A 20,572-nucleotide genomic window follows, 5' to 3' on the forward strand; every position below is an offset into this window, starting at 1 on the left:
TACAAGCTGGAGCCGTTCCCAATCGGTGCATTTGCTCTGTTTTTCATGTAAACTGAGAAGTAAGTGTCTATTTCAGAACTCGACCTATGGAGGAACTTAATTCTATGTTGCTGCAAGTATCCGGAATTATTAAACGTTTTGGTGTCGATCCAATCCTGGACGGCGTGAACTTACAAATATTAGAACGTGAGCGCATCGGACTGGTTGGCGTTAACGGTGCAGGAAAATCAACTTTACTCAAAATCATCGCTGGAGAAATGTCCCATGACGGCGGACAAATCTTCAAATCCAAAGAAACAACGCTTGGTTACCTCGCGCAGAACAGCGGTCTGCAGTCTAACCGCAGTATCTGGGAAGAAATGATGCATGTCTTCGCTCATCTGACCCAGACCGAAGCTGAACTGAGACAGATGGAGCATGATATTGCCGATCCCGCACGAATGGGAGATGAAAAGCAATACGCTGATCTGCTGGAACGCTATGCAAGACGCTCGGACTGGTTCAAGGATCATGGCGGTTACGAGATGGAAACGCGCATTCGCAGCGTACTGCATGGTATGGGTTTTGGTGAATTCTCCCCAGACACCCCCATCAGCACACTCAGCGGCGGTCAGAAGACCAGACTCGCATTAGCCCGCATTCTGTTGCAAGCTCCCGATCTGCTTATGCTGGACGAGCCTACCAACTATCTGGACATCGCAACCTTGACATGGCTGGAAGATTATTTGAGAGGATACTCTGGCGCACTGTTAGTTGTATCCCATGACCGGTACTTCCTCGACAGACTTGTAACGACAATCGTTGAAATTGAACGTCATCGCTCCAAAAAATATACGGGTAATTACAGTCGCTATATGGAGCTGAAGGCAGCCGAGTATGAGATTCAGATGAAACAATACGAGAAACAGCAGGATGAAATCTCCAAGATGGAGGACTTTGTGCAAAAGAACATCGTACGCGCTTCAACGACGAAGCGTGCCCAAAGTCGTCGCAAAGCACTGGAGAAAATGGATCGTCTGGATAAACCACTTGGCGATCTCAAAAAAGCCCATTTTTCATTTGAGACCGCTGTTATGTCTGGCAAGGAAGTCCTGCGTGTCGATCAGTTATCCGTTGCATACGATGAGGGGTCACCTCTGTTCCGCAATGTGTCCTTCGAGTTACGACGTGGTGAAACCGTGGCCCTGATTGGGCCTAACGGGATCGGAAAATCAACGATGCTGAAATGTCTTACCGGCAGTCTTCGTCCTGTGCAGGGTGATATTCAGTGGGGCACCAAAGTACAGATCGGTTATTATGACCAGGAGCAGACTGGACTGAATCCGTCCAACACGGTGCTCGAAGAACTGTGGAGTGCTTATCCGGGCATGGAAGAAGCTCGCATTCGGACCGTACTGGGTAACTTTTTGTTCAGCGGTGATGATGTGCTCAAAAAAATATCCTCGCTCAGCGGTGGAGAGAAGGCTCGTGTGTCTCTGTCCAAGCTCATGCTGAAGGAAGCCAATGTGCTTATTCTCGATGAGCCGACGAACCATCTCGACCTCTTCGCCAAAGAAGTGCTGGAAGCCGCCTTAATGGATTACGAAGGAACGCTGCTCTTTATCTCACATGACCGGTACTTCCTGAACAAAATGGCAGAACGGATCGTTGAGCTTCATCCGGGCGGCACTGAGCAATACCTCGGTAACTATGACGATTACGTGGAGAAAAAGCAGGAATTGGAGGACATTGCACGTGAGGCCGCCGAGGCTCGCCAGGCCGCTTCCAAATCCGCTTCTTCAACAGCAAGTGCCGGTTCAGCAACAACTGAAAAATCCGGTGCCGCTTCCTTTGAGGCAGATAAACAAGCCAAACGCGAAGAACGAAACAGACAGCGCAGACAGGAAGCTCTGGAGCAACAGATTGCTGAATTGGAGTCCGAAATCACTTCGCTCGAAGAACAGATGACTTTGCCAGAAGTGTATCAGGATTATATGAAATTACAGGAACTACAGCAGTCATCGGAGGAGCACAAAAGTCAGCTTGCAAAAGCTTATGAAGAGTGGGAAAACCTAGCGATGGGCTAAGCTGTGATTCCGCGTGATGATTCTGTCTGTGATTCTACATCTCAATTTTAATAAAATGAGTTATAGCCCACGATAAGACATGAGGTCGGGTATATCGGATGTAGTGATGTGAACAACAAACAGCTGAAAATGTACAAGAGGCTCCGTGTTACGAAAGTAACGTGGAGCCTCTTGTATTGTGTAGGAATCCAGCGATTTAGAAGACGCGGGACTCGCTGATAAAATAACTTCAACACTCTCAGCTTGGTAGAGATCAAAAATCATATTTTCACATTTGTCAAATATCCATGGATTACATAAAATAAATTTCGGAAGGCATCCCCTTTTATTATCCACAACAATGAGTAACATTTCACAACCCTTTTCATGTAATCAAACGTTGGTAGAATAAGCTTTGTATAAAAAAACCATATTTATCCACCGTTTTATCCACATTATCCACAGCAATGTTGGTAACTCAGATGCATTCTATCCCCTGAGAACCTCATGTTTCGAAAACACATGTTGCAGTACTTCACCTTAGTTACCCACAAATTATACTGGATATGTGGATAACTATAGTCACACCTTGACAGATTTGATTATTGCTATATGGTTTTTCGTTTATTCCATTCTTTCATATTTTAAATGGGCAAGCGAGCGTGTTCCTACTCTGCTCCTATCATTAAAAACAGAAAAAGGGTTCCATTCCGCCCAAATCATGGCGGGAAGGAACCGTTTTTAGCTTTTTTTTTGCTATATCATAATCACATATCTAATGCACCTTAATGTACAGGCACCTCTTCACTATCCGCAACAGTTTCCGCTTTAAGTCCAGCTGCATTACATGCCGCAACGTAAGCCAAACCTGCAGCCATGACAATATCATGATGTGTTGCTGTACCCCTGAACTCTCGTCCGGCACGTTCTACGGTGATCACGGCTTCCGCGCTGGCTCCTTCTCCCCCACTCAAGGCATGCATCTCCATATCAACAAACGTAATGTCATCTGAGATACACTGCCCGATAGCCTGGATCGTCGCATCTACAGGACCTTTGCCTACGGCAGAGTAGGACTGTTCCCCTGCACTCGTACGAATACGGACCGCAGCCATGCGGTCTGTCATGCTACCTGCCGTCACTTGCAGCTCAACCAATTCATAGTCCTGTGCCGGAATATTCATCGTTTGGCTTACCATTTGCAACAACTGGTCATCACTTACCACTTTTTGCTGATCTGCGGTAACTTTGAACACTTCGTACAGCTGTTCCATTTGTTGCTCATCCGGTTCAAATCCGTATTTGCGCACCCGATCCTTCAGAGCGTGACGACCGGAGTGTTTCCCCAGAATAATCATACTGCGCGGAATGCCCAGTGCTTCCGGGTCCATAATCTCATACGTATTGCGGTTTTTCAGCAAACCGTCCTGATGGATGCCCGACTCATGCTGGAAGGCGTTACGTCCAACAACCGGTTTGTTGTAAGCAATCGGGAAATGCATGGCCCGGCTAATCTGGCGAGATGTCTCATACAGCTGATTCAGCTTGATGTTGGTCGTGGCTCCGATCACATCTCCGCGTGTTTCCAGCGCCATAATCAGTTCCTCTAACGCACAATTTCCTGTCCGTTCCCCAATCCCGTTAATCGTCACTTCAATCTGGGAAGCACCATTCGCAATGGCAGCCAGACTGTTTGCCACGGCAAGCCCCAGATCGTTATGGCAGTGGGCACTATAGCGAACTTTATCGCCGCCCCGCGCCCCTTCACGTACGCGTCGGAACATCTCTCCATACTCATGCGGTAGCGCATAACCAACGGTATCCGGCAGATTAATAATACTCGCCCCTGCCTCAATGGCCACTTCAATCATTTCAATCAGATCATCCATCTTGGTACGCGCAGCGTCCATCGCTGTGAACTCCACGGTATCCGTAAACTGGCGTGCATAGGAGACCATCTCCCGAGCCGTTGCCACCACTTCACTGCGTGGACGGCGTAGCTGATGCTCAATATGAATATCAGATGAGGATATAAACAGGTGGATTCGTCGCCGGGCCGCATCTGCTGTAGCCTTCACCGCAGCATCGATATCGCCTTTGACTGCACGTGCAAATCCACAGATTTCCACCTGTTGCAATTGTCTTGAGATCGCCTGAACCGCCTCAAACTCCCCTGGACTGGAGATGGGGAATCCAGGCTCAATGACGTCAATGCCAAGCGCTGCCAGCTGGTGAGCCAGCTCTATTTTTTGCTCAGGATGCAGGCTAGCTCCGGGTGCTTGCTCTCCATCTCGCAGCGTTGTATCAAAAATGTCAATCATGCGTTTGTTCGGATTGGTTGTCATATTCATTAACCTCCATTAATTTTGGGATATCGGTTCGGTTATGTTCGGTTTGTGAAAAGTTATGTTCAATGTGATGTGTGATGGTTCAAAGTGTACGTCGACTTACACCCTGAACAACTGTTGTTCCAGATTTCCTGATCAGACTTGCATCCATATGGCTGTTCCCTTTCGCCCACCCTGCTGCCGGCAGCAAAAACAAATAACCCGCCATCTCATCAAAGAGACGGCGGGTTATTCTCCCCTCCGCGGTACCACTCTCGCTTGATGGCTCAGCCTGCACTGACACCATCCACCTCGTGTTCTCCAAAAAGTTCATTAGACTTCATCCTAACTACGGCGAAACCGTAACATTTCAGAGAAACACCCTGTAACGGAGGTTAACCGTTGCTAAGTACACATGAGTTGACACCGTCTCGTTTAGTGACGAGCAAGCTCTGCCTCTTCTCATGTTTCCAAAGCTCTGTTCCCGGGCGAGATTCAAACGATTCCAGCCACTGCGTCGCACCACCCCGCAGCTCTCTGAGCGCTTTTGCCGTTCTACTGCTCCCGTTCATTACGTTTGTTGATATGATATTTATTGTTAATATTGATCAAAAAATAAAAATCAAAAAAGCCTGCCTTCTCCTGCATAATGCAAGAGACGACAGGCTGTTCACCTTCGCGGTACCACTCTTGTTGACCTCAAGCCTGTTCGAATAACAGCTTGAAAGTCCCCTTAGTATTGTGCATCGATCTCTACACTTCGTAATTAGCGTAACGGAAGTTGTCTCCGTTTCGTTCTAATATGCTTCGACCCGAGCACAATGGCCCATTCACGGAGGCAACCCGTAACGATATACTGTCGGCTGGCTTCAGCCTTCGGCCCGTTTCTTGCTAGCCGTGTTCCATCGTTCCGCTTCCAGGTGAGTTTCAGGTTTCCTTCGGCTACGTTGCACCATCCCGCAGCTCTCTAATGACCCGGAGTGACCTTACTGTTCCTGTTCATCGCGTTTTTCAGTTCAGGAGATAATTCCTGTTTAAATTTGTAACTAATATACATTCTTCACAAACCGCTGTCAACCATTCATTTCAAAAAAGAGAGAACTTTACGCCTCGGTCTGAACCGACCAAGCTTCCAGAGAAAGTCCCGGGTCCGCCTTCGCGTCAAAATTAGTCCCCTCGCCGCGAATCCATTTCAGATGTGCTGCCGCGCCGATCATGGCTGCATTATCCGTACAATATTCCATTGGCGGGATGACGAGTTCAAGTCCTTCCTTCGCACAGCGTTCCTGCAGAGCAGTCCGCAAACCGCGATTGGCAGCAACCCCACCGCACAGAAGTAACTGACGTGAGCCATATTCACGAACAGCACGTACCGCTTTTTCCACGAGCACTTCAACGACTGCTTCTTGAAAACCACGTGCCACCGCAGACGGTTCCAGTGTTTCACCACGCATCTTGGCCTGATTCAGTGCGTTGAGTACAGCCGATTTCAACCCACTTAGACTGAAATCATAGGACCCTGCTTCAAGCCACACTCGTGGCAAAGGAACAACATCTTCAGCTTCAGATGCCATGCGGTCTACATGCGGCCCTCCCGGATATGGACAGCCGAGCGCACGAGCGACTTTGTCATATGCTTCACCGACAGCATCGTCCCGAGTGCGTCCAATCAGCTTGAACTTGCCCTCGGACTCCAGATGTACAAGCTCTGTATGTCCCCCGGATACGACTAGTGCCATCGCTGGATATTGCAACTCTCGCACAAGACGATTCGCATAAATATGACCCGCAATATGATGGGTGCCGATCAGCGGTTTACCCAGAGCCATCGCAAGCGTCTTCGCTGCTACGATACCCACTAGCAATGCGCCGACCAATCCAGGTCCCTGCGTAACCGCAATCGCGCTCAGATCACGCGGGCGAATGCCAGACTGCTCGATCGCTTGCTCCAGCATTAGCGTAATCACTTCAACGTGTTTGCGTGAAGCCACCTCGGGCACAACTCCGCCAAACGCTTTATGTGTCTCGATCTGACTAGAGATGAGATTGGACAGCACTTCACGTCCATCTTTGACCACAGCTACCGATGTTTCATCGCAGCTGGTCTCTACCGCCAGAATGTAGGATGGAGTTCCGCCTTGATTATCTATAAGATCATTCATGAATCCATTACGCTTCCTTCCTCTTCGCCGCTCCGGCCCGCAGGCGGAAGTACCGCCCACATGATCATTGCATCTTCTCCGTTATCGGAGTAATACCCTTTGCGCAGACCTGCCGATTCAAACCCTTTTTTCTGATACAAATTCTGAGCCACAACATTCGACACCCGAACCTCCAATGTCATTCGCTCCATGCCGAGATAGGCTGCCGTCTTCATTAACTCGTCCAGCAGTTTCTCGCCCAGTTTGCGGCCCTGGTAGGCTTTTCTCACTGCTATATTGGTAATATGCGCTTCGTCCATAATCGTCCACATTCCCGCATATCCAATAGCAGTCCCATCCAGCTCCATGACCATATATTTAGCAAAATGATTGTGCTTCAATTCATTGTGAAATGCCTCTTCCGTCCAAGGGAGGGTAAATGCTTCATGCTCAATCTCCATCACGTCAGGAATATCTGCCACGGTCATGAGTCTGAACTGAAACATGGTCTCCTGTCCTTCATTCGCTACGTTGTCCATCCGCTCTCCCTCTCCCTTCAGCCTTTGCGCAGCAGGTTGGCTTCGGCTTCGGACAGCTGGGTGTAGTTCGGCACCAGGGCATGTACGTCATCGCGCTGACCTGCAAGCAGCGCTTCGGCGCCGAGGCGCCCAATCCAGCGGCCTTCCAGCTCATACGGTACGAGCTGGAGCGCCGTTCCTGCGGGGCAGCGAAGCTCTGCCGCTGCCGCCGCATGTTGGCCCGTCTCGCCAACGATCCAGACGGCAGCGGGCCGCTCTTCCGGCGCCGCCTCCGCCAAGCGGGCGGCGAGCTCTTCCAGCCATCCGTTCACTTGACGGATGGCATCCGGCGCCAGCCGGCGGGGTGTATCGCCGCCGGCTGAGGCGAACAGCGCGGTATAGGCTTGACCGCGCCGCGCATCCACGAGCGGAACGATCCAGTGGACAGGGGCGGCACTCGTGCCGCCCTGGTCCGCGGATGGCGTTCCGCCAGCCCCGGCTGCGGCATCATCTGCCGCAGCTTGCGCCTTGGCGGCGAGGCCGCTGTGCCAGCCGCCCCAGGCGAGGGCCTGCAGGCTGGACACCCCGGCAACGGGGATGTCCCACGCCCAGGCCAGCGTCTTTGCCGCGGTCACCGCAATGCGGATGCCCGTGTACGAGCCCGGTCCAATGCCGACGGCAATCCCGTCCAGTTGGCCTGGCTTCGTGCCGCTGGCAGCGAGCAACTGCTCCATTACAGGCACGACGTGCACCGAGTGATTACGCTCTGCTCGCTCATTGCGCTCTTCCAGTAGCGACCGCTCCTCCATCACCGCTGCAGCCATCACCGCGGTAGATGTATCCAACACCAAAAACCGCTGACGCGGCTTTTTTTGCTCCTCAATCGTCCCATCATTCCTTAATGCTTCTAACGTTTCTTCTTTCCCTAAACCTTCGTTCGTCCCTTCATTTCCAAAACCTTGTATCATCCTATAACTCCATTCTGTCTGAACTGTCGACATAGCGCGGCATATCCCTCACCATACCCATCCAGCGTTATCGTTCGATCTTCCAGACCTGTCGTCTCAATCTGCACATGAAGATGCTCTTCGGGTAACAACTCAGGAATGATGCTGGACCATTCCACCAGACTGACTCCCGCACCATAAAAATATTCTTCAAGACCCAGCTCATCCGCTTCTTCCAACGATATGCGATACACATCCATGTGATATAGCGGCAATCGACCCTCGTATTCCTTGATCAGCGTGAAAGTTGGACTGCTTACAACATCTCTCACGCCCAAATGCCAGGCAAACTTCTGAGAAAAAGCGGTTTTACCCGCACCCAAATCGCCGTCCAGTGCAATAACCATGCCAGCCTGTGCCTGTGCTGCAAGTGCAGCCGCAAGCGTTTCTGTATCTGCAATGCTGTGGGAGTGATACACCCACTGCTCGTGCGTCTGATTCAATATACGCCCCACCTTTGACGGTCTTCCGTCTGAGTTCACTTTGAACCTTATTATATCGGTCCCTTTCCTTGCCCGCAACATCGAAGGAAGATGCTGGAAAGGTTAGACTTTATAACTATCTCTTTGCGTAATCACAGAAAGGATCTGAACCTAAAAAACCGATACCTCCCGGTATCGGCCGCACTTTCATTGAATTCCAGAATGACAATAACCTCTAGTTTCCGCTGTACTTGTCACATTTTTATGACTGCTACTCTTCCAGACGATCCACTCGCACCGTCTGGGTGTTCCCTGGTCTGCTGCCCACCTGTACCGTTGCCATGCCGTTTGCCTCATCCACATTTTCAATCCAGACAGGCTCGCCTTCAAGCGTCACCGCGATTGTATCTTTGGAATTATAAATAGCTTTTGCCCGTTTTGCATCCATCATACTATTCGTAGTCTCCTTCCGGGTCATCATTGTGATCCTCTTGCACAATCGTATCTGTCGTACTATCCCCAATATAACCATTATCCTCTGTAACCTGACCGCCGCCTAAACCCTCATTCACCATACGATCGATATCCAGCATAAAGGATTCCCGATCGAGCGGCAGTTTCTCTGAAGTTACCGCTTCCCAATTGACATCTGCTGCCGGCGTATAAAACTCTTCTGCACTCTCGGCATCCTCCAGAGGGTAGGGGGTAAACGTGCGCTTGTGCGCCTCTTCCTCATCTCGCCTGTTCTTCATCTGGCACCTCCCCATCATGTTTCTGTTATCATCCCCGACTCTTGCTGAACCATACAAAATGCTGAAGACCCCCATCTAGATATCCCTAACCACCATACAATCAAGGGTTTACGACTATCCCTTACAACAGCTGCCCATACTATTAACAAATAAGAAATTTGAAAGGAGTCGCCTTTATGCATACGGTCTGGAAAGGTGCGATCAGTTTTGGTCTCGTGCATGTCCCTGTCAAAATGTTCTCGGCTACGGAGGACAAAGATATCTCCATGCGTTACATTCATAACGTTTGCGGAAGTCCGCTCGCTTATGTACGCCAGTGCCCCTCCTGTGAGGTCGAAGTCAAATGGGAAGAGATCACCAAAGGCTATGAATATGAAAAGGGCAAATTTGTTCTTTTCGAAAAAGAAGAACTTGAGGCTTTAAACGAGTCCAGTAGCAAAACCATTACCATTCTGGATTTTGTGGATTTGACTGAAATTGACCCGATCTATTTTCAAAAAACCTATTATCTCTCTCCTGATCAGGCTGGTGGTAATGCCTATCAGCTTCTCATGAACGCCATGCGGGATACGGGAAAAATAGGCATTGCTAAAATCTCCATCCGCTCCAAAAGTAGTCTCGCCGCCATCCGCGTTCTGGAAGACTGCTTGTCGATGGAAACTATTTTTTACCCGGATGAGATCCGTCCCGTGTCACAGGTTCCTAACCTTCCTGAAGTTCAAAATGTAAACGAAAAAGAACTCACGATGGCCAAACTGCTAATCGACCAACTTTCAACTCCGTTTGAACCTGGTAAATATACAGATGATTATCGGGCAAAGTTGCTTGACCTCATTCAACACAAGGTTGCTGGGGAGGAGATCAAGATCGCTCCAGCCAAACCGGAAGCTAATGTGATGGATCTTATGGCTGCACTTCAAGCAAGTATTGAAGCAGTAAAGCCCATTCCTTCAGCCCCTGGAACAACCACGGCTAAACCTAAAAAACGCGCTCCGCGCAAAACAACCGCCCAGGCTGTTGCTGGAGGAGAAACCGATGCTACACCTGCAACTCCGAAACGCAAAAAAGCCCCCGCTAAACCCAAAACTTAAGCGTGCTGTTGGAGTAGGAGGGTTGGGGGCCCCGCTTGTATCTAACGGACCGGACGTAATTGGGTCAACATGATCCCAAAACTGCCCTATCGGTTCGTTAGCAAGTGGTGGATCATTTATCTGTCACCACCCTCGACTCGCCACTATGACCATCCCCAATTAAACAAACATCTCAGACACTTTTGATGAAACAATATTGACTAAGTTATTGACTAAACAAAGTAAATATTTTATATTAACTTATGAAAAGTAACTTATTTATATTTATAAAGTGATGATCTTCATTTTCAAAAAATAACATGTTTCAATGCTCACTTTTACATCGATATGCACTTCGTTCCAATATTTTAATATTCACACATTATAATTTGTGATTTGTTCTCGATGAGAAGTCATTATAAGGAGGATATAACCATGAGTACGACTTATCAAATCCCAGCCACAACCCATCTAGGTGAAGTCAGTCTCAAAATTAGCAATCTAGATCGGTCCATCCAATTTTATACGGACGTTGTTGGCCTTAAACTACTGACACGCCAAGATCATATTGCCACAATGACAGCGGACGGAAAGAACGTCCTTCTTCGCCTTGAAGAAGTGAGCAACAGCATCACTTTGCCCGAGCGCTCCCATGCCGGACTGTACCACTTTGCCATTCTGCTACCTGACCGCAAGTCGCTTGGACTTGCCGTTCGTAATCTTGTCGCATCCGGGATCGATATTGGTCAGGGAGATCACCTAGTGAGTGAAGCCTTTTATATCTCTGATCCCGATTTGAACGGGATTGAAATCTATGCCGACCGCCCTCGTGATACTTGGAAACGGGATGCTGACAATAATTACGTCATGGCAAGCGATCCAGTGGATGTGCAAAGCTTGTTTGATCTGTCGGCAAGTGAAACTTGGGATGGTTTGCCAGCTGGCACCGTTATCGGTCATGTTCACTTTCACGTTCGTAGTCTGGAGGAAGCCCGCAGCTTCTACTCCGGTATTCTCGGATTTGATGTTGTAGGCAACTTCGCCAATATGTCAGCACTGTTTGTGTCTGCCGGAGGCTACCATCACCATCTGGGACTGAATATTTGGGCCGGAGTTAACGCTCCAATCAATCCTGCCAATGCTACGGGAATCAACTATTTCACCATTGTGTATGCCCATAACCATGAAGTTGAGCAGGCCGTTGAACGTCTGCGCGAGTCTGGCGTTGAAGTACGTCCCGATGGTGATGCATGGTATGCAGCAGACCCGCAAAACATCGGAATCCGCCTGATCGCAGAGGCCTAAAGCTCAATTCGTGTTACTTTGAACACAAACTGTTACCATCCATTCACTCTGCCGATTTCATTCTGCATTCCTTCTCTTGATCAAATTTGTTACTGCAAAAAAAGCCTGACCTCGTTCCTCCAAAGCTTCCTTAGGAGGTAAAGGGTCGGGCTTTTTTTATACTTCTGATAAAACCGTAAATATTGGTACATCCTAACTCAGACTTAAACATTGTCAGACGAAGGAGATTTATTGAATGATTGAAAAGGGACGTTTGACCGTCAGGCAACTTGCTTCGCTGATGTTCCTTTGCACAATCGGTGAGCAGATCCTCTTTTTCCCCTCGATGATCACATCTTATGCCCAGCAGGATGCCTGGATCTCTTCATTGCTTGGCGTAGGAGGCGGAATAGGTGTGCTTCTGATCATGCTCGCTGTATATCGCTTGGATCCGCGTCTAAATTTAATTGAACATGTACTCCGGGTGCTGGGGCCTTGGGTGGGTGCTGTGATCAGCGCATTCTATATTTTTTATTTTCTGATTGGTGCATCGACGTTTATCCGTGAAATGGGAGACTTTATGACGACGAACATTCTGAGAAATTCGCCATTATGGGTGTTGCACCTGACATTCATCTGCGCCCTGACTTGGGGATTGCGATCGGGACTCCCTAACATGGGAAGGACTGCCGAAATCCTGTTGCCTATCGTTGTCCTGTTCTTGATTATTCTCACCCTATGCCTACTCCCCAAGGCAGAGCTCGACAATATAAAACCCATTCTTGGTCGGGGATTCGTTGATCCGTTCAAAGGCTTTATCGCTGTACTTACATATCCGTACTGTGAATTATGTATTTTCATGATGTTATTGCCTTACACAGAGCAACGCCCTCATCTGAAAAGAGATTTTTTGCTCATGGGTATGATCGGCGGATTAATGTTAACGCTAACCATAAGTATGTGTCTGCTTATTATGGGACCATTCATGACACAGCATTACTGGTTTACTTCATTTAATCTGTCCCGTCTGATTAACATTGGTAACTTTTTAGAACGCATTGAGGCTATTATGGCTTCCGTCTGGGTTATCGCTGTATTTTTCAAAAGTGTGCTCTTCTTCTACAGCTTTGTGCTTGGGCTCGCTCATCTGTTTCGCTTGTCCAGCTATCGGAATCTCATCTTCCCAGCGGCATTTCTTATTTTAACATGTTCCATCCTGATCGCTCCGAATGAAACCTTCTATCTGAAAGTGATCATTCCCTATTGGATTGACTGGGATTTAACCTGTGGCATTTTTATGCCGCTGCTGTTGATCCTGATTCATCATTTGAAACATAAGTTGCAAAAACATTAATGCCCTCCACGCATTTGATTTAATCCTCATACGTGGCTGGCTTAAGGAAGGAAAGGAGTAACACATGATCAAACCTGTTAGTCCGTTTGAACCTGTATCCCGAGACACTTTACCCACAGGCTCCCAGTGGATTGCCCAGATCAAGTGGGATGGTGTACGCATGCTCGCCTATGAGAACGGGCAAGAGTTACGGCTGGTCAATCGCAGGTTACACGACCGGACGACCCAGTATCCAGAACTAGTGGGACCGCGCAATCTATGCGAGGGCAACTCTTACATTTTGGACGGTGAGATCATCGCTCTCGATCCGGATACGGGACGTCCTTCCTTTTATCACGTACTTCGCCGGGATCGCATGAGCAAGCCGGATAACATTGCTCAAGCCAAACAGCAGATACCGATAACTTATATGGTTTTTGACATTCTATATTACGATGGAAATTGGGTCACAGATCTGACGCTATCTGCCCGTCAGCAGCTGCTTCACCAAGTGCTACATACCAGCACTCATGTTCAGGAAGTAACCAACTCAACGGATGCATCTACTTTGCTAAGCGTTATGAGGCAACATCAGATGGAAGGCATCGTCTGCAAGGATCTCACCAGCACCTACGGGATCGGTAGCAAGGACTCACGCTGGCAGAAGGTGAAGATCATGCATGATCTATACGCCATGATCGGGGGCGTTACATATCGTGATGGAATCGTCAACGCCGTTGCGATTGGCGTATATGACGGACCTCATTTTATCTATATTGGTCATGTAGGAACAGGGAAGTTGAACATTAATCGCTGGCGGGAACTCACTTCACAGGTGCAACCACTTATCATAAAGGATAGACCGTTCCATAACATTCCTGAGCGTAGCGCAGAGACAACTTGGGTACAACCCCAGATTGGACTTAAGGTGCAGTATATGGAACTGACGCATCATCGCACACTGAGACATCCTAGCATCCAAACCTTTGCAGAAGTAACACGGGAGGACTGTCTGGCGAGCCAGTTACAACATGAATTCCAGTAAAAGGAGGTGAAGTGGTGCCACACAAAGTCAAAGGCTCCATCAAGATTGAGGGTGTAGAACTCACGGTTACGAATCCAGACAAGCTGTTATGGCCAGAGGCAGGGATTACCAAAGCCATCTATCTGCAAAAGTTGGCCGCACTGGCTCCTTATCTGCTAACCTACACTCACAACCGTTTACTGACAACCATTCGCTACCCTCATGGCGCTGGTGACACGTTCTTTTATCAGAAAAATGCCCCGGAGCCTGTGCCTGATTTCGTTCAAACACAGGATCATGAAGGTATACGGTATATTGTCATGAACGGGCTACCTGAACTTCTCTGGTTAGGAAATCTGGCCGCACTTGAATTCCATCCTTCGCTTCATGCGATTAACAGTACGCTACCCTGTGAATGGATGATTGATCTCGACCCTTCGATGGAGCACGAGCCGCGGATCATGCAGGCCGCCTTGATTGTAGGTGAAACATTGTCCTCCCTCGGGTTGCAATCGGTTCCCAAAACCTCTGGCGCCACAGGTGTTCAAATTATTGTACCAATTACTCCGGGTGTAACATTTGATGAGTTACGGGATATTGGTCATTTTGTAGGTAAATATGTCACGCAAAAACATCCTGATTTGTTTACGCTGGAACGGCTCAAAAAAGATCGGGGTGATCGAATTTACTTTGATTATCTCCAGCATTATGGCGGCAAAACATTAGCTGCTCCCTATACCCCTCGCGCAAAGCCACGGGGAACAGTCTCCACTCCCCTGACTTGGGATGAAGTGCGCCGTGATGTCTCTATTCAGGATTATCACCTTATGAATATTATTGAACGCCTGACAACCGTTGGCGACCTGATTGCAGCAGTGCCACCGCAACCTATCGAACTGATTCTGAAACATCTCAAGAAAAAATAGCCGATCCCCTGTGATTCAGGATATCGGCTATTGGTATAGTAGAGTCATATCGAGCAGAAAGCTTCGCTAATGGATGCCTTTTTTCTTGAAACGTCCGCCCTTCACATCGTGAATGTTACCGATAGCTACAAAGGCCTGCGGGTCCCAGTCCTCAACAATGGACTTCAGCTTGGCTTCTTCCAGACGAGTGATGACAACAAAAATGATCTTTTTCTCATCCCCGCTGAATCCGCCTTCTCCGTCCAAATACGTTACACCACGTCCGAGACGATCTGTCAACGCGGAACCGATATCACGATACTTCTCACTGATGATCCAGACCGACTTGGACTGATCCAGCCCTTCATTCACGATATCAATCATCTTCATGGCAATATAATAAGCAATCATCGAGTACAGAGCGTTCGGCCAGCCGAATACAAATCCAGCACCCGCGAAAATAAATACGTTAATAATCAATACGATCTGTCCTACAGACAGCGGTGATTTCTCACTAAACAAAATAGCAACGATCTCTGTACCGTCAAGTGAACCACCTGAACGAATGACGAGACCTACTCCCACACCCAGGATCAATCCGCCGAATACAGCACCCAGAAGTGGTTCACCGGGTGTCAGTGCCGGAACTTCATGCAATAGAGACGTGCCGATAGACATCACGACGATCCCCAGCAAAGTAGATAATGCAAAGGTCTTACCAATCTGCTTGTAACCAAGGATTAGAAAAGGCATATTGAGCAAAGTCAGAAATATCCCCAGCGGCAGATGTGTAAGCTCTGAAACCATAATCGAGATCCCCGTGATACCGCCGTCGATGACGCCGTTTGGCACGAGGAATACTTCAAGCGATACAGCCATAAGGACAGCACCGATCAGGATCATTACAATACGTTGCAGAAATTTCAGCGTAAACACCGAGCTTTTGACGCCGCGGTCGGCTTGCTTGGCCGTTAATTCTTTCACCGTTACATTGGACATGGTATCCCCCCCGTAAAATCAGAATGTGAATCCATTTTATATATCCATTAAATCACTCCACGGGGAAGCTGCATGTAGAAAACGAGCCAAACTGTATTCTTCATGTACTTTAACCCACCATCAAAACGGGCATCTAAAGGCGATATAAAATAGATTCAAGATGTACTGCTTGCCGGATCACACTTCCAAAAAAGAGCAAAAGGGAGCCTGTTTCCCCAGACTCCCCTCCTTCATCACGACATGATTTATATAACTATTATATCATAAAAGATCAAATTGGAGCAAAAGACTTAGCAAAAAGAAGATAAATTCAAAAAAAGTGAATTTATCTTCAGAAATCTGCCCTAAATCGGCTAAAGAAGCGGAGAAAGCATGCGAGAAAGCATTTCAGCCCCTTTTTGTAGACGTGAGCGATGTTGGAAAGCGAAAGTATCTATTTGGCTACACTCCTCTAGGTCACGTTCAAAATCATGCATCAGACGATGAATCGCAGAGCTTTCAAACAATACAGCCGTCAATTCAAAATTATAAAAGAAACTGCGCATATCCATGTTGGCCGTCCCTACTGTCGCCAGTAATTCATCGACAATCATCACTTTGGCATGTACAAAACCTTTGCGGTATTGATAAAATTTCACACCGGCACGTAGCAACTCTTCAACATAAGAAAGAGAAGCCAGATGCACTAACCGTGAATCGGATTGATACGGAATAATAATTCGCACATCCACTCCACTGACCGCAGCGGTCTTGAGAGCCTCGTAAAGAGCTGGATCAGGAATGAAATACGGTGTTGTAATATATATCCGTTCACAGGCTACTGAAATCGCGCCAAAACACATCTCCTGAATGGCGTCCCAATCTTGATCAGGTCCACTACCTAAAATCTGAATTCGTTCTCCGCCGCTGCAAATATGAGGTGGGAACAATTCTCCGAGTTGCGGCTCCATAATCCGTTTTCCCGAGGCCAGCTTCCAGTCGTTAAGAAACGTGCTTTGCAGGAAATAGACGGCATCTCCTTCAATCTGCACATGGGTATCTCGCCAAAATCCAACCTCCGGGTATTGACCCAGATAGTCATCTCCGACGTTAATACCGCCAACAAAACCAACCTTTCCGTCCACAACTACAATTTTACGGTGGTTTCGGTAATTAACTCTGCGATCAATCGTTGCAATGAGCGGAGGCAGGAAAAAATGAAACTCAACACCCGCATCCTGAAGCTTGCGGATAAAACTCCAGCTCAGTTTATGACTGCCAAGCCCATCACAGATGAACCTGACTTTCACTCCTTCCTGTGCTTTACGGATCATGACCTGTTGAAAGCGAGTACCGATCACATCATCTCTGAAAATATAGAACTCGACATGCAGATGGTGCTTCGCCTTCTCCATCTCTCTAAGCATAGCCGCAAATGCCTCTTCCCCATTGGTAAGCACTTTACTCCGGTTACATCCCGTAATCGGGCTCTCGGACAAATGGGATAACAGGTTGAATAAACGGTGCTGGTGGGTATATCGATCCCCTGGCATTTGGGCAATCTCTTCTATAATGTGCGCCTGTTTCCAGATCGCTTCCCGCATTTCTCTGAAGATGCGGGACCCGCCCTTTCGCAGCTTTTTGCGTTTACTGTAGTCCTGAGCCACGAAATAATACACAACAAATCCGATTAAGGGCACACAAAATAAGATGAACAGCCAAGCCACTGCTTTGGCTGGATTGCGGAACTCCAGCACGAGAATCGTAGCCGCTTGAAAAATAAAAACAAGTAAAATAATGACCAGCCAGAACATGTGGCCTCCCCCTTAGTACATACGCTATAATATTTCAATTATCTGTTTTGTAATATTCCGTTATCTCGCTCTCCAGCCTTTTCTTCGCTTTCATTCTAAACAGCTTTGACGATATTGTTCCCAGCTAATCATAGATACCCAATGTAGACCTCATTCGTAACGAATACTTAGATAAAACTTTACATAACCTAACTTCAACACTGTTTTGCATAACTCCCTTTCCAGACTCTTCCTCTTTTCTTCCGGTAAAGGTGGTCTTCTTACGTAAAATTAGATATAATACTCGTTAAAACTTATTACATAAAAGGAGAAGAGTAGTGAATGGACAGTGAGAGGTATGCGTTAAATTTGGTTTTGGTTGCATTTTTGATAGGGTTATCGGCATTTTTCGTGGCAGTGGAGTTCGCTCTGGTACGGGTTCGTCCGAGTCGGATCGACCAAATGATTGCAGAAGGGAACAAACGGGCGCTCGCTGTGAAGCAGGCCGTCGCTAACCTAGACGGATATCTGTCTGCTTGTCAGCTCGGGATTACGATTACGTCTCTCGGACTGGGCTGGCTCGGTGAACCCACGGTAGAGAAAATCCTCCACCCGGTGTTCGAAAGCATGAGCATCCCAGATGCACTCGCTTCATTTTTGTCCTTTGTCATTGCCTTTGTAGCGATCACGTATTTACACGTTGTTGTGGGTGAACTTGCACCCAAAACGATAGCGATCCGCAAAGCCGAGACTGTCGCACTGTTGACATCCGGTCCTATCATCTTGTTTAACCGAGTGATGTATCCTTTTATCTGGCTGTTGAACGGCTCTGCGAACCAACTGGTCAAATTGTTTGGCATCAAGCCTGCTTCGGAACATGAAGACGCACACTCTGAAGAAGAGCTCCAGATCATTATTAACGAGAGCTTTGAGAGTGGTAAAATCAATCAGGCGGAATTTGGGTATGTTAGCCGAATTTTTGCATTTGATGAGATGCTGGCCAAAGAGATCATGGTTCCCCGGACCGACATGGTCTGCCTTTATCTAAATAAAACGAACGAGGAAAATCTAGAGATCATTCGCGAAGAGCAATACACTCGCTTTCCAGTCGTTAATGAGAGCAAAGACGATATTATCGGTATCATTAATACGAAACAATTTTTCTTAGAACTGTATGGTAATGATGAACCCGTCGACCTGTCTTCCCTCATTCAGCCCGTTTCGGCTGTTCATGAGACAACTCCAGTCAAGGATCTGCTTAAAAAAATGCAGAAGGATGGCGTGCATATTGCTGTTCTCGTCGACGAGTATGGAGGCACGTCGGGGATTGTAACGATTGAAGACGTATTGGAGCAGATTGTTGGTGAGATTCGCGATGAGTTCGACGCAGACGAAGAAGAAGAAATTCAGATTGTGAATGAGCATTATATCATCATGGATGGTAAGGTTTCGCTGTCCAAGGTCAACGATATGTTCATGTCTTCGCTTGATGCGGACGAGTGGGATACGATTGGTGGATGGCTATACAGCCACCGTCCGGAGATGAACGAACAGGAAGAATATGAATACGAAAACCTGACCTTTGTCCTGCTGGAAAAAGATAAAAATCGCTTCTACAAGGTGGCTATCGTCCCGAAAGAACCACTGAATATGTCAGACTACACCGATGAAGACGAGAAAGAAACAAACGTTTGATTTAAAAGGTCTGTCCACGTCATTTCCGATGTGGACAGACCTTTTCTTTATGCTGAGGGATGAAATATCTTACCTACATCTTATTTGGCATCTGCTCGATCTTCAACAATCCGGTTCTGGATTTTCTTAAATATAATCTTAAGGATCATGTAAAGCGGAATAATAATAATCATACCTAGAATGTTGCCCAGGTCGGCTCCAACAAGTAACAGGATCACTGTAGTCAACGGATGAATATCAAGCTGTTTGCCATACACATAAGGAGAGATGAGATTATCCTGTATTTGCTGTGCAATGACGATAATGATCAGAGACCAGAGAGCCATGGAAGGCGAGTCGATAAAAGCAACAATCACAACAGGAATCGCCGCCAGTAGCGCCCCTACATAAGGGATAAAGTTCAGAATAATGGACACAACCGTTAACAATAGCGCATAAGGCAACCCGATAAGAAGAAAACCGATAAACATGAGAATGCCCAGCGCCACATTAACGATAACCCGGCCTACAATATAATTGCTCAGAGCCTCATCAATTTCATGCACCGTCTCTTCCCCGTCTTTTCGGTAATGTCTCGGCAATAACAGCGTCAAGTTGGTTCCAAATTTGCTGCCTTCCTTGAGCATGTAATAGAGCATAATCGGAAATGTTGCCAAAATAATGACCAAGTTGGACACCACAGAAAATAGACCAGAGACATAATCCGTAACCTGCGTAATCCCCTGACTTAAATACTTGGACAATCTGGTAAACAAGTCCGAATTCTCAGGCAGGTAACGGGCAAGAAAACGATTGTTTTCCAGTGCTTTAATCTGCTCTACAAGAGATGACACAAGCTTAGGTGTATTTTCGATAAAATTCCATAACTGCTCCCGCAGGGAAGGCCACACGAGAACGCTGAATCCTGCGATGAGGAGTCCAACAGCCACATAAATAATCAGGACAGACAGTGCCCTTTTGATTTTGTGCCGCTCCATGAAGTCCACGAGCGGACGCAACAGATAGTAGAAAAATCCTGCGATCAAGAGCGGGATAATAATGATATGAATCAGCGAAGTGAGAGGGCGGAAAATAAAGTTGACTTTATCCCCCAAATACACGATCAGCAACAGTAAAATAATTGCTGTGCATATGCGGTAAAATTTGTTGTTAATCAAGAAAAATGATCCCTCCATGCGCTGTCATGCCAAAGTGACTGCGACGATAATATGATTCTAACATTACAATACCAGTATGTACCCTGAATAGACAGCTATGCCACATGAAAACAAAAAAAGA

The 20,572-nt window shown here is 47.4% G+C and carries 18 protein-coding genes and 1 other annotated feature; of the genes, 7 read left to right on the plus strand and 11 right to left on the minus strand.

All coding sequences use genetic code 11. The features are described 5' to 3' along the window. Positions 1-104 precede the first annotated feature (104 nt). Positions 105-2,066, plus strand: coding sequence for an ABC-F family ATP-binding cassette domain-containing protein (locus J2T16_RS17055; protein WP_341181949.1), 1,962 nt, complete (start codon positions 105-107; stop codon positions 2,064-2,066). A gap of 764 nt (positions 2,067-2,830) precedes the next feature. Here J2T16_RS17055 and J2T16_RS17060 read toward each other — a convergent pair. The 8 genes from J2T16_RS17060 to J2T16_RS17095 all read right to left on the minus strand — a co-directional run bounded on the left by J2T16_RS17060 (position 2,831) and on the right by J2T16_RS17095 (position 9,212). Continuing rightward, positions 2,831-4,390 (minus strand): 2-isopropylmalate synthase, encoded by a 1,560-nt coding sequence (locus J2T16_RS17060; protein WP_154958538.1) that lies wholly within the window; start codon positions 4,388-4,390, stop codon positions 2,831-2,833. Between the two features lie 85 nt (positions 4,391-4,475). Then, the gene (locus J2T16_RS17065; protein WP_499018837.1) at positions 4,476-4,601 is read right to left on the minus strand and encodes a hypothetical protein; all 126 of its coding nucleotides are present in this window, start codon (positions 4,599-4,601) and stop codon (positions 4,476-4,478) included. Positions 4,602-4,606: 5 nt separating this feature from the next. Then, positions 4,607-4,953, minus strand: a binding site (T-box leader). Between the two features lie 522 nt (positions 4,954-5,475). Further along, on the minus strand, positions 5,476-6,534 hold the full coding sequence (gene tsaD, locus J2T16_RS17070; RefSeq protein WP_090918222.1) for a tRNA (adenosine(37)-N6)-threonylcarbamoyltransferase complex transferase subunit TsaD: 1,059 nt from the start codon (positions 6,532-6,534) through the stop codon (positions 5,476-5,478). Beyond that, entirely contained in the window at positions 6,531-7,052 is a 522-nt protein-coding gene (gene rimI, locus J2T16_RS17075) for a ribosomal protein S18-alanine N-acetyltransferase (RefSeq protein ID WP_090918224.1), read from the minus strand. Before rimI ends, tsaD begins: the two co-directional genes overlap by 4 nt. A 17-nt stretch (positions 7,053-7,069) precedes the next feature. After that, a complete protein-coding gene (gene tsaB, locus J2T16_RS17080) occupies positions 7,070-7,999 on the minus strand; it encodes a tRNA (adenosine(37)-N6)-threonylcarbamoyltransferase complex dimerization subunit type 1 TsaB (protein ID WP_260510768.1) in 930 nt (309 codons plus the stop codon). Continuing rightward, positions 7,996-8,481 carry a tRNA (adenosine(37)-N6)-threonylcarbamoyltransferase complex ATPase subunit type 1 TsaE gene (gene tsaE, locus J2T16_RS17085; protein WP_154982736.1) on the minus strand — a complete coding sequence of 162 codons (486 nt, stop codon included), beginning with the start codon at positions 8,479-8,481 and terminating at the stop codon, positions 7,996-7,998. Before tsaE ends, tsaB begins: the two co-directional genes overlap by 4 nt. A gap of 250 nt (positions 8,482-8,731) precedes the next feature. Beyond that, entirely contained in the window at positions 8,732-8,908 is a 177-nt protein-coding gene (locus tag J2T16_RS17090) for an H-type small acid-soluble spore protein (protein ID WP_090918464.1), read from the minus strand. A gap of 4 nt (positions 8,909-8,912) precedes the next feature. Next, positions 8,913-9,212: a hypothetical protein gene (locus J2T16_RS17095; RefSeq protein WP_499018841.1), complete on the minus strand. Its 300-nt coding sequence runs from the start codon at positions 9,210-9,212 to the stop codon at positions 8,913-8,915. A gap of 176 nt (positions 9,213-9,388) precedes the next feature. Between J2T16_RS17095 and ku the strand changes: the two genes are divergently transcribed. From ku to ligD, 5 genes are all read left to right on the plus strand, one after another. Continuing rightward, the gene (gene ku / locus J2T16_RS17100; RefSeq protein ID WP_499018843.1) at positions 9,389-10,303 is read left to right on the plus strand and encodes a non-homologous end joining protein Ku; all 915 of its coding nucleotides are present in this window, start codon (positions 9,389-9,391) and stop codon (positions 10,301-10,303) included. 414 nt (positions 10,304-10,717) lie between these two features. Beyond that, positions 10,718-11,587 carry a VOC family protein gene (locus J2T16_RS17105; protein ID WP_090918232.1) on the plus strand — a complete coding sequence of 290 codons (870 nt, stop codon included), beginning with the start codon at positions 10,718-10,720 and terminating at the stop codon, positions 11,585-11,587. Positions 11,588-11,822: 235 nt separating this feature from the next. Further along, the gene (locus J2T16_RS17110; RefSeq protein WP_499018845.1) at positions 11,823-12,920 is read left to right on the plus strand and encodes a GerAB/ArcD/ProY family transporter; all 1,098 of its coding nucleotides are present in this window, start codon (positions 11,823-11,825) and stop codon (positions 12,918-12,920) included. Between the two features lie 64 nt (positions 12,921-12,984). After that, entirely contained in the window at positions 12,985-13,944 is a 960-nt protein-coding gene (locus J2T16_RS17115; RefSeq protein WP_499018847.1) for an ATP-dependent DNA ligase, read from the plus strand. Between the two features lie 14 nt (positions 13,945-13,958). After that, positions 13,959-14,849 (plus strand): non-homologous end-joining DNA ligase, encoded by an 891-nt coding sequence (gene ligD / locus J2T16_RS17120; RefSeq protein WP_336122732.1) that lies wholly within the window; start codon positions 13,959-13,961, stop codon positions 14,847-14,849. Between the two features lie 66 nt (positions 14,850-14,915). Here ligD and J2T16_RS17125 read toward each other — a convergent pair whose 3' ends face one another. Together J2T16_RS17125 and cls are read right to left on the minus strand one after the other, a co-directional pair. Further along, the gene (locus J2T16_RS17125; protein ID WP_154890835.1) at positions 14,916-15,827 is read right to left on the minus strand and encodes a YitT family protein; all 912 of its coding nucleotides are present in this window, start codon (positions 15,825-15,827) and stop codon (positions 14,916-14,918) included. A gap of 353 nt (positions 15,828-16,180) precedes the next feature. After that, positions 16,181-17,620, minus strand: a complete 1,440-nt coding sequence (gene cls, locus J2T16_RS17130) for a cardiolipin synthase (protein ID WP_499018850.1) — start codon at positions 17,618-17,620, stop codon at positions 16,181-16,183. A gap of 321 nt (positions 17,621-17,941) precedes the next feature. Between cls and J2T16_RS17135 the strand changes: the two genes are divergently transcribed. Beyond that, positions 17,942-19,294 (plus strand): hemolysin family protein, encoded by a 1,353-nt coding sequence (locus J2T16_RS17135; protein ID WP_090918245.1) that lies wholly within the window; start codon positions 17,942-17,944, stop codon positions 19,292-19,294. A gap of 80 nt (positions 19,295-19,374) precedes the next feature. Here J2T16_RS17135 and J2T16_RS17140 read toward each other — a convergent pair whose 3' ends face one another. After that, on the minus strand, positions 19,375-20,451 hold the full coding sequence (locus tag J2T16_RS17140) for an AI-2E family transporter (protein ID WP_154958541.1): 1,077 nt from the start codon (positions 20,449-20,451) through the stop codon (positions 19,375-19,377). Between the last annotated feature and the right edge of the window lie 121 nt (positions 20,452-20,572).

This window comes from Paenibacillus intestini (assembly GCF_030803945.1).
Classification (GTDB): domain Bacteria; phylum Bacillota; class Bacilli; order Paenibacillales; family Paenibacillaceae; genus Paenibacillus; species Paenibacillus polysaccharolyticus.

What these genes read in the sequence shown, in the direction of transcription:
- ku (WP_499018843.1), top strand. Translation starts at nt 9,389, where the DNA reads ATGCATACGGTCTGGAAAGGTGCGATCAGTTTTGGTCTCGTGCATGTC.
- J2T16_RS17060 (WP_154958538.1), bottom strand. Translation starts at nt 4,390, where the DNA reads ATGACAACCAATCCGAACAAACGCATGATTGACATTTTTGATACAACG.
- J2T16_RS17065 (WP_499018837.1), bottom strand. Translation starts at nt 4,601, where the DNA reads ATGGCGGGTTATTTGTTTTTGCTGCCGGCAGCAGGGTGGGCGAAAGGG.
- tsaB (WP_260510768.1), bottom strand. Translation starts at nt 7,999, where the DNA reads ATGATACAAGGTTTTGGAAATGAAGGGACGAACGAAGGTTTAGGGAAA.
- cls (WP_499018850.1), bottom strand. Translation starts at nt 17,620, where the DNA reads ATGTTCTGGCTGGTCATTATTTTACTTGTTTTTATTTTTCAAGCGGCT.
- J2T16_RS17135 (WP_090918245.1), top strand. Translation starts at nt 17,942, where the DNA reads ATGGACAGTGAGAGGTATGCGTTAAATTTGGTTTTGGTTGCATTTTTG.
- tsaD (WP_090918222.1), bottom strand. Translation starts at nt 6,534, where the DNA reads ATGAATGATCTTATAGATAATCAAGGCGGAACTCCATCCTACATTCTG.
- J2T16_RS17105 (WP_090918232.1), top strand. Translation starts at nt 10,718, where the DNA reads ATGAGTACGACTTATCAAATCCCAGCCACAACCCATCTAGGTGAAGTC.
- J2T16_RS17110 (WP_499018845.1), top strand. Translation starts at nt 11,823, where the DNA reads ATGATTGAAAAGGGACGTTTGACCGTCAGGCAACTTGCTTCGCTGATG.
- J2T16_RS17055 (WP_341181949.1), top strand. Translation starts at nt 105, where the DNA reads ATGTTGCTGCAAGTATCCGGAATTATTAAACGTTTTGGTGTCGATCCA.
- J2T16_RS17095 (WP_499018841.1), bottom strand. Translation starts at nt 9,212, where the DNA reads ATGAAGAACAGGCGAGATGAGGAAGAGGCGCACAAGCGCACGTTTACC.
- J2T16_RS17125 (WP_154890835.1), bottom strand. Translation starts at nt 15,827, where the DNA reads ATGTCCAATGTAACGGTGAAAGAATTAACGGCCAAGCAAGCCGACCGC.
- J2T16_RS17115 (WP_499018847.1), top strand. Translation starts at nt 12,985, where the DNA reads ATGATCAAACCTGTTAGTCCGTTTGAACCTGTATCCCGAGACACTTTA.
- J2T16_RS17090 (WP_090918464.1), bottom strand. Translation starts at nt 8,908, where the DNA reads ATGGATGCAAAACGGGCAAAAGCTATTTATAATTCCAAAGATACAATC.
- rimI (WP_090918224.1), bottom strand. Translation starts at nt 7,052, where the DNA reads ATGGACAACGTAGCGAATGAAGGACAGGAGACCATGTTTCAGTTCAGA.